Below are 11,756 nucleotides of genomic sequence, written 5' to 3'. Positions count from 1 at the left end.
CATGGCATATTCGCCGCCATGACCCGCGCCTATTCGACTTTTGCCGAGTTCTGGCCGTTCTACCTGCGCGAACATTCGAAACCGCGCACGCGCGCCCTGCATTACGTCGGCACCACGCTCGTCGTCCTGATCGCCGCCTTCGCGCTCGCGACGGGGCGCTGGTGGTGGCTGCTGGCGCTGCCGCTGGCGGGATATTTCTTCGCCTGGATCGCCCATTTCGGGGTCGAGAAGAACCGCCCGGCGACGTTCACTTATCCGCTCTGGAGCCTCGCCGCGGACTTCCGGATGTGGTGGCTGTGGCTGACCGGGCGGCTCGCGCCCGAGCTGGAGCGGGCGGGGGTCAGGGGCTCTCCGGACCGCTGAACGGGGTTCGTTCGCTCCAGGCGCAGCCGTTGCGCTGCTCCGCCCCGATCTGCAGCGTGACGGTGAACGGATAGGTGCGGTCGCTCATCCCGTCGGAGCATTCGCCGGGCGTGACGGTCATGTCGAACGACTCCCCGTCGAGCGTGCCGGAATAGCCGAGACCGTTGTTGCCGGCGAAACGTTCCACCCGGATCGTCGTGCCTTCGATATTCTCGGGCGTCGAATAAGTCAGCGTCTCGCCGGTCACTTCGCCGCCCCAGAACGGCTCGGTACCGGTGAAGTTCACCGTCTCGTCCATCGCGATGGCGGAAAAGGCCGTCCCCGGCGCCTCGCTCGACGTGCCGCCGGGCCCCTCGGGGCCGGACTGGCAGGCGGCGAGGGAAAGCAGGGCGGCAGCGGCGATCGACGTGCGCGTCATGGCGGGCATTCTATGCCATCGGCCGCCCGATTGCCAGTGGGTACGGGGACGGTGGCCACGGCCGAACCGGCTGCGCGGGCAGCGGGAACGGGTGCCCCCGCTCGCGATTGGTCGGATGAAAGGAGCCTGGCATGAGCGAGAAATGGTCGCAGGACGTTACCGACAATTCCGATGCGCTCGACCTGGAGGACGGCGTCTTCACCAAGGACGACCCGCGCGAGGTCGCCAAGTCCCTCAAGCGGTCCGCAGAGGCGAGCGACCGGCGCAAGACCGATCCCTACCGCTCCGCGATGTCGATGCTGACATTCTACATCAACCGCGCGGGCAAGGATCTCGATTCCGATCAGAAACAGGTGCTCGAAGACGCGAAGGACGAGTTGCGCAAGCTCTACGACCGCGAACCGCAGGACGACTGAGGGCACCGGCATGACGCGGCAGCTCTGGTGCGGGTGGAAGCTCGACCGCGACGAGCGCGAGGCGCTGCTGGCGCGCCATCCGCCGCGCTATGCCCGCGCGGTGGCCGATCACGTGACCTTCGGCCCGGCCGGGGAGAGCGAAGACATGCCCCGGGCGTCGTCGGCCCGGATCGTCGGCCGCGCGGATGACGGCGAAGGGGTGGAGGCGATGGTCGTCGCGATCGACGGATCAACCGACAGGCCGACCGGCGGGACGTACCACGTCACCTGGTCGCTGGCCCCCGGGCGCGAAGCGCGCGAAAGCAACGAGGTGATTGCCGCCCGCGGCTGGCAGCCGCTGGAGCGGGAGGACGAGCGGTTTCGCCTGACAGCGGCGCGCTGGCCCTATTGAAGCGCGGCGGCTTCGGCGGCCTCTTCCGCGCGGCGGACGGCCTTCTCGTTCTCGACCCGCAGGCGTTCCTTCGCGACCGCGCGCGCCTGGTCGGCCAGGGCCCGCCAGGTCGCCTCGGAGCGCAGCGCCCGGTCGCGCACGTTGTCGAGCACGGCGGCGCGCGCCTCTGCGGCGGATTCCTCGGCCCGTGCCTGATAGAATTCGAAACCCTGGCTCATGGATCGTTCCTTGCAGCGAGGCGGATGACAGGGCGGGTGACGGGCCGGGCGCCACCGCGGGGGCAGCGCCCGGCCGGCCGGATCAGTCGGCAGCCGACAGGTTGACGGCGCTTTCCTTGCCGTTGCGCCCGCGCTCCACTTCGAAGTTGAGGCGCTGGTCCTTGTCCAGCGACTGCATCCCGGCCGCCTGGACGGCGGTGATGTGGACGAAGCTGTCGGACGAACCGTCGTCGGGCTGGATGAAGCCGTAGCCCTTGTCGGCGTTGAAGAATTTCACGGTGCCAGTCTTGGCCATGCGGTGTTTCCTTTCAAGAAACGATATTGCCCGCGGACGGAATTGCCCGCCGGTCGTGCGTCGGGTCGTCAAATGAAAGGAAGTCGCCGTCTGGGTTGCGCCGGCGCCGCGCGGAGGCGGCGAGGCGGTCGTCAAAAGCCGAAGTCCGTCGCAATTTTCGACGTCAGCGCAGGCCATGTAGCACGCCTGCGCCGATTCACCTAATCCTCGCTGCGACTGCGCCGCGCGCCCTCTTCCCCGGGGCCGAGCTTGCGGATCATCCGCACCGGGCAGACCTGCGTGCCGAAGGCAGGGTGGGGCACGACCAGGTCCACGTCGGCCCCGCGGCAGATCCGCCCGATCCCCCGGTCGCGCAGCCCGATGCGCCACGAGAAATCGAGTTCCGGACAGGCGCCGAACGTCTCGAACAGGTAAGTGTCGCGCGCGCCGACATCGACGTAGATCCTTTCCCCCGCGCCCGGATCGCGCGGCGCGGAGCGATAGCCGGTGACGGAGCGCGCGCTGAAGCACTCGCGCCCGGCGGCGGACGCGCTCTCGGCCCCGCCCGGGCCATCGGCCGGCGGGGTGCACCCCGCGATCAGCGCGAGGCCGAAGGCGCCCAGCGCGGCGGGGATGGGGTTGTGGGAACCGGTCATTCGAAACCTCCGTTCGCTCTTTCCTTGTCAGACGGCCCTTTTTCGAAGGCCCTTGTCAGACGGCGCCGCTCGCCGCCGGCCTTGCCAGGAGATCGTCGGTCACCTCCATCAACAGCAGGGGATCGTCGGCCGTGTCGGCGATCGCGTCGGTGAAGGCGCGCCGGGTTTCCGGCTCGTCGTATGCCATCTTCGCGTCGTAGGCCGCCTGCCAGGTGTCGCGGTCGGGCCATTCGGCCACGCCGACGAAACGCGCGTTGTCATCGTCCCAGTGCAGGCGGGAGCCGAGCGAGCCGTACTTGCGCGCGATCAACTCGGTCCCGCGCCGCCAGGCGGCACGGAACTGCTCTTCCTTGCCCGGGTGCACTTTCCACCAGTAGGCGGCGACGAACATCGGCCAGTCCTCCTCTTTCCCCCACCAACCCGCGCCGCGCGCCGCCGTTCCGCCGGCGGGGAAAGCGCTTTGGGCCGGGCACGCGCGGCGCTATCCTGCGCGGCCATCCGATTCCCCCTCCAGCCGAGGAGCCTGCCATGGCCGACCCCGTCCCGCTCGACCCGCCGCTCGAGGGGCGCTGCCTGTGCGGCGCGGTCACCGTCAGCCTGCGCGAGGCGAAGCCCGGGATCGAGGCCTGCCACTGCGACATGTGCCGCCGGTGGACCGGGGGCACGTTCTTCTCGCTCCACGGCGTCGCGCCCGACGCCTTCACCCTTTCGGGCGAGGACGCGGTGAACCGCTATGCCTCGTCCGACTGGGCCGAACGGGCGAGCTGCGCGCGGTGCGGCAGCGCGCTGTGGTACAGTTTCCAGCCGGCCGGCACGTTCTCGTTCATGGCCGGCCTGTTCGACCTGCCGGCAAGCTGGCCGCTGGACGAGCAGATCTTCATCGACGAGATGCCGCCGCACAACGCGCTGGCGGCGGACACCCCGAAGAAGACCGGCGCCGAAGTGATCGCGGAGGCCAGGGCCGCCGGCTTCAGCTTCGACTGAGCAGCGGCGCCGCGGCTCACAGCACCTTTTCGGGCCGCGGATCGTGGCCGTGGCGCGATTCCTTCCCGAAATGCCGCTCCAGCCGCTGGGCCAGCGTGCTCGCGGCGCGGCGCGCGGCATCGTCGACCTTGTCGGCGCGCTCGGTCACCCCGATCGCGCGGCCGCCGCGCGGGCGCGCCTCGATCGTGCAGGCCTTGTCGTCCGCCCCGCCCTTGCGCGCGTTCTCGTCGCGGACGTGGATCTCGACCCGGGTGAGCCGCTCTTCGAACCGCGCCAGCTTCTCGCGCACGCTTGCCTCGATCCGCTCGGCGACGTTTTCCGTGCCCATGACCGAGGAATCGGAATTGAACTGGACCTGCATGGAATTTGCCCTCTCGTTTGATTGACCGTGCGACAACAACGAGCGAACCCGCCGCGATTTCCCGCCCGGCGCGACGGGCCGCGCGATAATCCGGCCCGGCACCGCTCCGGCCCGCTCGCCCCCGGCCGCCCGGAAGTCCGGCCAAGAAAGCCAAAACCGATCACACTGCCCACTTTTCATCGCTTTGCACGATCACCGGCCGCGCCTAGGCCGGCCCGATGAAACGCGACCTGACCAAGACATGCAGCTTCCTCGCCCTCCACCTGCTGGTGGGCTTTTCGGTCGCGTACCTGTTCACCGGCTCGATCATGATCGCCGGCGGGATCGCGCTGGTCGAGCCGCTGGTGAACGCGGTGGTGTTTTTCTTCCACGAGCGCGCCTGGCGCCGGGAAAGCCGCCCCGCGCCGCTCGACGTCCTGCTCCATCGCCGGGGGCGCAGGAACGTTCGGCCCCAGCCTGACCTTGTCTGCCTGACCGTGCCCGCCTGACCGTGCCCGCCCGACCGGCTCTCTCGACCGCCGGGGCGCGGGTGACGAAAGTGACAGGGCGTCACTTTTCCGTTTCCTCCGCAAGCGCCTGAAGGGCCGCGATAATCTCCTCGTCGCCGGGCGCGGACGGACAGGGGGCGGCGGGGCGGAATGTCGCCTTCGCGCTGCTCTGGCGCAGGATCGTCTCCAGCTCGCCCGGATCGCCCGGCCCCGGGGCGCCGGTATCGACCGCCTCGCCCGCGCCGATCCGCGCCAGCAGCGCCTCGAAATCGCGCGCGTGCAGCTCGGCGCGCGGGCCGAGCCGCCCGAAGACCGGGTTGCCGCCGAGCGTGAAGCGGTTGAGCAGCGCGACCGTCAGCCGCTCGTCGTACCGGCGGTAGGAGCCGACCTGCTCGCCCTGGTAATAGACCGGCATCTCCACCCCGTTGAGCGCGCGTTCGAGCGCGGCATGGGCAAGCACGTCGTAGCTGTGGTGGAAGGCGACTTCCCACGCGAGGTCGAACGCCTTGCCCTTCAGGCGCGAGCGCAGGCGGTAGGCCGACTGGCGGCTCATCCCGACCGAGCGGGCCGCGGCGCTGACCGAATGCGTGGCCGACAGCGCGCGCAGGAAAGCGACCTGCTTGTCGAGCGACCAGCCATCGTGGCGGGTGGCCCTGCCGGACCTGCCGGTCTCACCGGCCCCGCTGGCGTCATCGGCCCCGCGAGGGCGCGCGCCGGCAGGCGAAGCGGAGGAACTGTCGCCGCGGTCCGGCGCACTGGCGGCACCGGCGGCGAAGGCGGACGGATCGGGACGCGTGCTCATCGCGCAGGATAAGGCACAGCCGGGGGCTTGTAGGAAAATGGTTTTTGCCGGTGGGGCGTGCGGGGCGGAGGCGGTGGGGTGCCTCAGTCCATGATTTCGGGCCCGCCCTCGGCCTCCATCCGCGCGAGCGCGGCCTTCATCTCCGCCAGCCGCTCGGGCGGATGCGGCTCCCACGTCTCGACCTCGCCCACGATGCGGAGCGATTCGCGCGAGCGGTACGACTCGGGCGGGTTGCCGGGGAAGCGCTTGTCGGTGAGATTCGGATTGTCCTCGAACGCACCGGTCGGCTCGACGATATAGATGCGCTCCCGCGCGTTCCCGTTTCCTTTGGGACCCTTCGCCAGCTCACACCCCCAGATCGCCGCATCGAGCGTGCCGGAGAAGTAAATCCACGACAGCTTGCGGTCGGCGTAGTTGGAGGTGAAGCCGGGCGAGAGCAGGTCGCCCAAGGCGAGGTCGGCGCGGGTGCCGTGGTAGAAGGGGCCGGTGGCGTTGCGGGCGTAGGTGATTTCACGCTGTCTATATATTCGAAGGATGCCTAGCACGGCGAAGAGCGGATAGGACAGCAGGCCGCACGGTCGGCGTCGTTGGTGCCGAGGAGACGCACTTGAGCATCATGGTGAAATGCGTGAGGGCGGATTCCGCTTGGCTGTCAAGCGGGGGCTCAGATACTTCAAAGGATATCAATGATGCGCTCAATTGATTGCTGACAGCGGATACAGGCCTCACGAAAATGCTTCGTAAGCGATCCGTGCTCGGTTCGTGCAGTCTTGATCATATTCGCTCTCTGCGAGCCGGACGCATGTCCTTTTGCCTTTGACCGAATGTGATGTATTTCTTTAAGAGGTTTCAATATCTTCTGGACGTCTTCCGCATCAATGCCCTTGGTTAGCAATATCTCGTGCAATAGCTTGAGGCTTTGCCAGTTCTTTTCATAGTCGACAGCGGCTTCCGCCAGCAAGGTCCGCAAGCCAGATGGCGAGAATCCCTCAACCACGAGCTGATCGAGAGACAGGATCGATTCCGCCCATTCGTCAGGAGACGCAGTCACCGGGTAATTGGTAGCATCGATCAACGCCTCAGCTCGCGGCAACCACCAAGTTGGAACAACGCGATTTAGGTCTTTCACATACGATTTTATATCTTCAAGTGGGTCGTGTGTGGTGTCCCAGTCACCTTCGAAGTCCGTGCGGAACGCACGCTTTGATATTGGAGCTCGAGGATCTTCATTGAAGGATTTCCAATAGAGCTGCTCGCTATAGGGCAACTTCGCAAGGTCGTACAGATATGCATGCACTTGACCTGCCTCATTTATATCGTAGGACTTAAGATGCCAAGCACCCCGACAGCTGATAGATCGATTTTCTACTTTGTATTTCTCTCTATTTGACTTGTATTTTAACAGAACTTCGGGCTTGAAGAAGGCAGGGGTGACCTGAAAGGGGAGCGGAGAATCCTTCTCGAAGTAGCTTGCCAAGGCATCCGGAGCGCACGAAATCTCTGCAATCCGATCATTCTTCCAGTCTTGGGCAATGAAACTCGCGTACTGCTTACCATCATCACGCCAATCTCGTTGCAATGTCTGCAGGACATCGTCTGGTCCCACATCCGGGAGAACGACGAGGCAACCGTTCACAAAACTGCTGTTGTGCTGTTGCCCCCCGTGAAAGGAAATATCGGTGTCAGTGGTGCTGAATCGGCGTTCACCATGCCATCCCATAAACGAACCGGGCTCAAACCGCGTGAAATCGAATTTGATGACGAGCCCCATTCCTGTAAGAGCCATATAGTTGTGAAGATCTCCTCTCTTTATCGTAACGATTACGTCGTTATTTTGACCCGTGGCTGCCGAGATATCCTGAAGGCGAATCACTGGTTCTACATCACCATGATCGTCTAATCTGCAATACGCCGACTCTTCATCAAGCCAGTACAGGCCTAACGCATGTACAAGCTTTTGACTGATTTCTGTCCGCACAAGACCTCGGTCAACGCCTTCGAAGCTGCGTCGAAACAACAGCTTTTCACCCCCCACTAGCGACTTACAGCCGGGGCTATCGAGGGGAGGCGAAAGAAATGCTCGGTCTGGTTCACCCCCACCACTACACCAGGTGAGAGACCAGGACTCCTCCAGCATGACCGACATCCGGCCTAGGTCATCGAAGTCTGGTGGGCGGAGATTCTCGAGAGGAGCCAGCACACCCACGATGAGAGACTGCCCGGAAGATGTGAAAATGACTACAGGATCGCGATTTGCAATCCCGACAACGTATTTGACGCCTTCAAGTGCATTTTCACGCCACTCTTTCGCTCCCTCCGCAGGGGGATGAGAGACAGCAATAACACGCTCAAGATCGATCGACATAGGTCTGGCTATAGTTCATTCCCTCGGCAGGTAAATCTCCCCACCCTCCTCCCGAAACCGCTCGCTCATCTCCGCCATCCCGGTCTCCACCTCCTCGGCGGCGACGAACGCCTCCGCCCCGGAGTTCTGCTTCGCGGCAAAATCGCGCACTTCCTGCGTGATCTTCATCGAGCAGAACTTCGGGCCGCACATGGAGCAGAAATGCGCGGTCTTGGCGCCTTCCGCGGGGAGGGTCTGGTCGTGGTATTGCTCGGCGGTGTCGGGGTCGAGGCTGAGGTTGAACTGGTCGCGCCAGCGGAATTCGAAGCGGGCCTTGCTGAGCGCGTCGTCGCGGACCTTGGCGGCCGGGTGGCCCTTGGCGAGGTCGGCGGCGTGGGCGGCGAGCTTGTAGGTCACCACGCCCACCTTCACGTCGTCGCGGTCGGGCAGGCCGAGGTGCTCCTTGGGCGTGACGTAACAGAGCATCGCCGTGCCGTACCAGCCGATCTGCGCCGCGCCGATGCCGCTAGTGATGTGATCGTAGCCGGGCGCGATATCGGTGACGAGCGGGCCGAGCGTGTAGAAGGGCGCTTCGCCGCAGGCCTCGAGCTGCTTGTCCATATTCTCCTTGATCTTGTGCATCGGCACGTGGCCGGGGCCTTCGATCATCACCTGCACGTCCTGCTCCCAGGCGCGCCTGGTCAGCTCGCCCAGCGTGTAGAGTTCGGCGAATTGCGCCTCGTCATTGGCGTCGGCGATCGAGCCGGGGCGCAGGCCGTCGCCGAGGCTGTAGGCGATGTCGTAGGCCTTCATGATCTCGGTGATCTCGTCGAAGCGCTCGTAAAGGAAGCTCTCCTTGTGATGCGCGAGGCACCATTTCGCCATGATCGAGCCGCCGCGGCTGACGATGCCGGTGACGCGTTTCGCGGTCATCGGGACATAGGGCAGGCGCACGCCGGCGTGGATGGTGAAGTAGTCGACACCCTGCTCGGCCTGTTCGATCAGCGTGTCGCGGAAGATCTCCCACGTCAGATCCTCGGCAATGCCGCCGACCTTTTCGAGCGCCTGGTAGATCGGCACGGTGCCGATGGGGACGGGGCTGTTGCGGATGATCCATTCGCGCGTGTCGTGAATGTTGCGCCCCGTGCTGAGGTCCATGACGGTGTCCGCCCCCCAGCGGATCGACCAGACCATCTTGTCCACTTCGGATGCGACGTCGGAGGCCACGGCGCTATTGCCGATATTGGCGTTGATCTTGACCAGGAAGTTGCGGCCGATCGCCATCGGCTCGCTTTCCGGGTGGTTGACGTTGCTGGGGATGATCGCGCGGCCGCGGGCGACCTCGTCGCGCACGAATTCGGGCGTGACGTATTCGGGGATCGATGCGCCCCAGTCCTGCCCGTCGCGCTCCTGGCGCAGGCGCTCGCGGCCGAGGTTCTCCCGCTCCGCCACGTATTCCATCTCGGGCGTGATGATGCCGCGGCGGGCATAGTGCATCTGGCTGATGTTGCCGCCGGCTTTCGCGCGCAGCGGCTTGCGCAGCGCGGTGGGGAAGGCGGGCACGCCGCCGCTGCGGTCGGGGCCGAGCTGGCCGTTGTCTTCCGGCTTCACCTCGCGCGGCTCGTATTCCTCCACGTCGCCGCGCGAAAGCTGCCATTCGCGGCGCAGCGCGGGCAGGCCCTGGCGAATGTCGATCTGCGCCGCCGGGTCGGTATAGGGGCCGGAGGTGTCGTAGACCCGCACCGGCGGCTCGCCGCCCTCGAGGTCGATCTCGCGCATGGCGACCTTGCGCGGGCCGACGTGGATCTTGCGGCTACCGCGGATCGGACCGGTGGTGACGCCGATTTCGAACTGGGAATTGATGTCGGCCATGAAACTCGCTCTCCATTCAGTCGGAGCGAGGCCACGGATTCCTGGAGCGAAAGCCGTTCCCTCCCTCCGCCCGTATTACCGGGATCAGGTTCGACGGGTCGCGGCGTATTCCGCTCTCAACCTGCGATTGCGCGACAGGCTCCCCGGGGATGGCCCCGTATCTAGGCCATCCGCCGCACGCCGTCCAGCGCACTGTCGCATGGCCCGGGAACCGCCGGAGGAGCCTATTGCCCGCCGGCGGCGATCCAGCGGTCGATCTTCTCCTCCAGCACGGGCAGCGGCAGCGCGCCGGTGCCCAGCACTTGCGCGTGGAAGGCGCGGATGTCGAAATCCTCGCCCAGCGCGGCCTCGGCCTTCTCGCGCAGTTCCTGGATCTTCAGCGCGCCGGTCTTGTAAGCCAGGGCCTGGCTGGGAATCGCGATATAGCGTTCGACTTCGGCAACCACCTCGGTCCGCGTCATGCCGGAGTTCTCGAGCATGAAGTCGATCGCCTGCTCGCGCGTCCAGCCCTTGGCGTGGAGGCCGGTATCGACCACCAGCCGCATCGCCCGCAGCTGTTCATCCTGCAAGGTGCCGTAGCGGTTCCAGGGGTCGTCGAAGAACCCCATCTCGTAACCCAGCGTCTCGGAATAGAGCGCCCAGCCTTCGACATAGGCGGTATTGCCGCCGAAGCGCATGAAGGCGGGCAGCGCCTCGTTCTCCTGCGCCAGGCTGATCTGGAAATGGTGCCCCGGCGCCCCTTCGTGGAGGTAGAGCGTGACATTGCCCGTCGTCAGCCGGCTGGGCAGGTCGTAGGCGTTGAAATAGAACGTGCCGGGGCGCGATCCGTCGGGCGCGCCGGGCATGTAGGAGCCGCCGGCCTCGAACTTCTCGCGGAAGGGTTCGTAGGGCTTGATCTCCAGCGGGGTCTCGGGGACGAGCGAGAAGTATTCGCCGATCTTCGCATCGACTTCCTCGCCGATGTCGTAATAGCTCTGCGTCAGCGCCTCGCGGCTTTCGGGCTTGAACTGCGGATCGGTGCGGACATGGTCGAAGAACGCGTTCAGCGTGCCCTCGAAGCCGACTTCGCGGCGGATCTTCTCCAGCTCCGCCTTGATCCGGGCAACTTCGGCCAGGCCCAGGTCGTGCAGGTAATCGGCAGACAGCGGCAGCGTGGTTGTCCCCTCGATCAGCCGGGCGTAGAGCCGGTCGCCGCCCTTCATCTGCGACAGGCCGACCGTTTCGCGCGCTTGGGGCAGGTACTCGTCGCGCAAGTAATCGCGCAGGCGCGTGTGCGCGGCGTAGATCGCCTCGACCGCGGCCCGGTGCTCACGCGTCAGGCGGTCCTTCTCGGCCGCGTCGAAGCTGTCGGGCAGCATCGTCACCGGGCCCCAGAGCGGCGATTCCTCGATCGGCATGGCCAGCTGGGTATCGAGCTGTTCGATCACGTTGCCGATCGTCAGCCGGGTGGCATAGACGCCGCTGGCCTGCCCTTCGCGGAACCTGGCGATCGAACGGTCGATCAGTTCGACGTAGTCGGCATGGCGGCTGAGGTTGTTCTCGTAATCCTCGACCGTCTTGAACGGGGCCGCGCCCTGCCCGCTGGCGAACGTCGGGTAGAACGTGTGGAAGCCGGTGAAGTGGTTGATCGGGCGCACTTCGGTCAGCGCGAGGATCTCCGGCGCGTAGTCCTTCAGCGTGTTGCGCTGGTTGTATTCGAACACGTCGTAGGCCAGCCGGTCGGTCGGGCTGAGCGCCGAGCGGTCGATCCGCGCCAGCGCGGCGAGGTTGTCGCGCGCATTGGCCAGCGTGCGCGCGTTGTAATCGTCGGTCAGGTAATCGCCCAGCCGGTCGGCATAGCGCATGTCGCCGCGGAACAGCGCCATGATCGGGTTGAGCTGCATGTCCTTCTCGTCCGCCGCGGCGAACAGGGCGAAGAGCTTGTCGTGCTCGCTCTGCGCCGCCTGCGCCGCGCCGGCGGCCGCCCCGGGCGATGCGGGCGGCTGGGTGCCAGTGTTCGCGGCGGTGTTCCCGGCAGTGTTCGCGGCAGTGTGCGCGGCGGCGGGCGCGGCGAGTGCGACGGTGGCGGCGGCGGTCGCGGCAAGCGCAAGGCGAAGGCTGGTCATGCGTAAACTCCCCTGGACAGGCACGTCACTCTAGGCCCGGCCGCGCCCGGGTGGGGCCCGCTTC

At 66.0% G+C, this 11,756-nt stretch carries 16 protein-coding genes and 1 riboswitch; of the genes, 5 read left to right on the top strand and 11 right to left on the bottom strand.

The features are described 5' to 3' along the window. Positions 1-18 precede the first annotated feature (18 nt). Positions 19-363, top strand: a complete 345-nt coding sequence (locus tag GRI72_RS12990; RefSeq protein WP_160734358.1) for an Mpo1-like protein — start codon at positions 19-21, stop codon at positions 361-363. Here the strand turns inward: GRI72_RS12990 and GRI72_RS12985 are convergent. Further along, positions 341-781: a COG3650 family protein gene (locus GRI72_RS12985; RefSeq protein ID WP_160734357.1), complete on the bottom strand. Its 441-nt coding sequence runs from the start codon at positions 779-781 to the stop codon at positions 341-343. The genes GRI72_RS12990 and GRI72_RS12985 overlap by 23 nt on opposite strands. A gap of 131 nt (positions 782-912) precedes the next feature. On the opposite strand from GRI72_RS12985, the gene GRI72_RS12980 reads away from it, so the two are divergent. After that, positions 913-1,197, top strand: a complete 285-nt coding sequence (locus tag GRI72_RS12980; RefSeq protein WP_160734356.1) for a DUF3175 domain-containing protein — start codon at positions 913-915, stop codon at positions 1,195-1,197. 10 nt (positions 1,198-1,207) lie between these two features. Further along, positions 1,208-1,588, top strand: coding sequence for a hypothetical protein (locus tag GRI72_RS12975; protein ID WP_160734355.1), 381 nt, complete (start codon positions 1,208-1,210; stop codon positions 1,586-1,588). On the opposite strand, the gene GRI72_RS12970 is transcribed toward GRI72_RS12975, so the two are convergent. From GRI72_RS12970 to GRI72_RS12955, 4 genes are all read right to left on the bottom strand, one after another. After that, positions 1,582-1,806 carry a hypothetical protein gene (locus tag GRI72_RS12970; RefSeq protein WP_160734354.1) on the bottom strand — a complete coding sequence of 75 codons (225 nt, stop codon included), beginning with the start codon at positions 1,804-1,806 and terminating at the stop codon, positions 1,582-1,584. The genes GRI72_RS12975 and GRI72_RS12970 overlap by 7 nt on opposite strands. 82 nt (positions 1,807-1,888) lie before the next feature. Next, positions 1,889-2,101, bottom strand: coding sequence for a cold-shock protein (locus GRI72_RS12965; RefSeq protein ID WP_160734353.1), 213 nt, complete (start codon positions 2,099-2,101; stop codon positions 1,889-1,891). Between the two features lie 200 nt (positions 2,102-2,301). Next, positions 2,302-2,736, bottom strand: a complete 435-nt coding sequence (locus GRI72_RS12960; RefSeq protein ID WP_160734352.1) for a DUF6491 family protein — start codon at positions 2,734-2,736, stop codon at positions 2,302-2,304. Between the two features lie 55 nt (positions 2,737-2,791). Next, positions 2,792-3,127 carry an antibiotic biosynthesis monooxygenase family protein gene (locus tag GRI72_RS12955; RefSeq protein ID WP_160734351.1) on the bottom strand — a complete coding sequence of 112 codons (336 nt, stop codon included), beginning with the start codon at positions 3,125-3,127 and terminating at the stop codon, positions 2,792-2,794. A 137-nt stretch (positions 3,128-3,264) separates the two neighbouring features. Between GRI72_RS12955 and GRI72_RS12950 the strand changes: the two genes are divergently transcribed. Then, entirely contained in the window at positions 3,265-3,720 is a 456-nt protein-coding gene (locus GRI72_RS12950) for a GFA family protein (protein ID WP_160734350.1), read from the top strand. A 16-nt stretch (positions 3,721-3,736) separates the two neighbouring features. Here the strand turns inward: GRI72_RS12950 and GRI72_RS12945 are convergent, their stop codons facing one another. Then, the gene (locus GRI72_RS12945; RefSeq protein ID WP_160734349.1) at positions 3,737-4,081 is read right to left on the bottom strand and encodes an HPF/RaiA family ribosome-associated protein; all 345 of its coding nucleotides are present in this window, start codon (positions 4,079-4,081) and stop codon (positions 3,737-3,739) included. A 218-nt stretch (positions 4,082-4,299) separates the two neighbouring features. On the opposite strand from GRI72_RS12945, the gene GRI72_RS12940 reads away from it, so the two are divergent. After that, positions 4,300-4,569: a DUF2061 domain-containing protein gene (locus GRI72_RS12940; RefSeq protein WP_160734348.1), complete on the top strand. Its 270-nt coding sequence runs from the start codon at positions 4,300-4,302 to the stop codon at positions 4,567-4,569. Between the two features lie 61 nt (positions 4,570-4,630). Here GRI72_RS12940 and GRI72_RS12935 read toward each other — a convergent pair whose 3' ends face one another. The 5 genes from GRI72_RS12935 to GRI72_RS12915 form a co-directional block, all read right to left on the bottom strand. Continuing rightward, positions 4,631-5,371 (bottom strand): hypothetical protein, encoded by a 741-nt coding sequence (locus GRI72_RS12935; protein WP_160734347.1) that lies wholly within the window; start codon positions 5,369-5,371, stop codon positions 4,631-4,633. Positions 5,372-5,454: 83 nt separating this feature from the next. Further along, positions 5,455-5,880 (bottom strand): NAD(+)--rifampin ADP-ribosyltransferase, encoded by a 426-nt coding sequence (gene arr / locus GRI72_RS12930; RefSeq protein WP_419880247.1) that lies wholly within the window; start codon positions 5,878-5,880, stop codon positions 5,455-5,457. A 164-nt stretch (positions 5,881-6,044) separates the two neighbouring features. After that, the gene (locus GRI72_RS12925) at positions 6,045-7,736 is read right to left on the bottom strand and encodes a hypothetical protein (protein WP_160734346.1); all 1,692 of its coding nucleotides are present in this window, start codon (positions 7,734-7,736) and stop codon (positions 6,045-6,047) included. Positions 7,737-7,751: 15 nt separating this feature from the next. Continuing rightward, entirely contained in the window at positions 7,752-9,587 is a 1,836-nt protein-coding gene (thiC, locus tag GRI72_RS12920; RefSeq protein ID WP_160734345.1) for a phosphomethylpyrimidine synthase ThiC, read from the bottom strand. Positions 9,588-9,631: 44 nt separating this feature from the next. Continuing rightward, a riboswitch (TPP riboswitch) is annotated at positions 9,632-9,743 on the bottom strand. Between the two features lie 68 nt (positions 9,744-9,811). Continuing rightward, entirely contained in the window at positions 9,812-11,692 is a 1,881-nt protein-coding gene (locus GRI72_RS12915; protein WP_160734344.1) for a DUF885 domain-containing protein, read from the bottom strand. Positions 11,693-11,756: the final 64 nt, after the last annotated feature.

Source organism: Pelagerythrobacter marinus (genome assembly GCF_009827515.1).
Classification (GTDB): domain Bacteria; phylum Pseudomonadota; class Alphaproteobacteria; order Sphingomonadales; family Sphingomonadaceae; genus Pelagerythrobacter; species Pelagerythrobacter marinus.
Note: the sequence above shows the minus strand (reverse complement) of the source record. Positions and strands in the feature narration are given on the sequence as shown.

Coding starts and splice junctions, on each gene's coding strand:
- GRI72_RS12990 (WP_160734358.1), top strand. CDS start 19: ATGACCCGCGCCTATTCGACTTTTGCCGAGTTCTGGCCGTTCTACCTG.
- GRI72_RS12985 (WP_160734357.1), bottom strand. CDS start 781: ATGACGCGCACGTCGATCGCCGCTGCCGCCCTGCTTTCCCTCGCCGCC.
- GRI72_RS12980 (WP_160734356.1), top strand. CDS start 913: ATGAGCGAGAAATGGTCGCAGGACGTTACCGACAATTCCGATGCGCTC.
- GRI72_RS12975 (WP_160734355.1), top strand. CDS start 1,208: ATGACGCGGCAGCTCTGGTGCGGGTGGAAGCTCGACCGCGACGAGCGC.
- GRI72_RS12970 (WP_160734354.1), bottom strand. CDS start 1,806: ATGAGCCAGGGTTTCGAATTCTATCAGGCACGGGCCGAGGAATCCGCC.
- GRI72_RS12965 (WP_160734353.1), bottom strand. CDS start 2,101: ATGGCCAAGACTGGCACCGTGAAATTCTTCAACGCCGACAAGGGCTAC.
- GRI72_RS12960 (WP_160734352.1), bottom strand. CDS start 2,736: ATGACCGGTTCCCACAACCCCATCCCCGCCGCGCTGGGCGCCTTCGGC.
- GRI72_RS12955 (WP_160734351.1), bottom strand. CDS start 3,127: ATGTTCGTCGCCGCCTACTGGTGGAAAGTGCACCCGGGCAAGGAAGAG.
- GRI72_RS12950 (WP_160734350.1), top strand. CDS start 3,265: ATGGCCGACCCCGTCCCGCTCGACCCGCCGCTCGAGGGGCGCTGCCTG.
- GRI72_RS12945 (WP_160734349.1), bottom strand. CDS start 4,081: ATGCAGGTCCAGTTCAATTCCGATTCCTCGGTCATGGGCACGGAAAAC.
- GRI72_RS12940 (WP_160734348.1), top strand. CDS start 4,300: ATGAAACGCGACCTGACCAAGACATGCAGCTTCCTCGCCCTCCACCTG.
- GRI72_RS12935 (WP_160734347.1), bottom strand. CDS start 5,371: ATGAGCACGCGTCCCGATCCGTCCGCCTTCGCCGCCGGTGCCGCCAGT.
- GRI72_RS12925 (WP_160734346.1), bottom strand. CDS start 7,736: ATGTCGATCGATCTTGAGCGTGTTATTGCTGTCTCTCATCCCCCTGCG.
- thiC (WP_160734345.1), bottom strand. CDS start 9,587: ATGGCCGACATCAATTCCCAGTTCGAAATCGGCGTCACCACCGGTCCG.
- GRI72_RS12915 (WP_160734344.1), bottom strand. CDS start 11,692: ATGACCAGCCTTCGCCTTGCGCTTGCCGCGACCGCCGCCGCCACCGTC.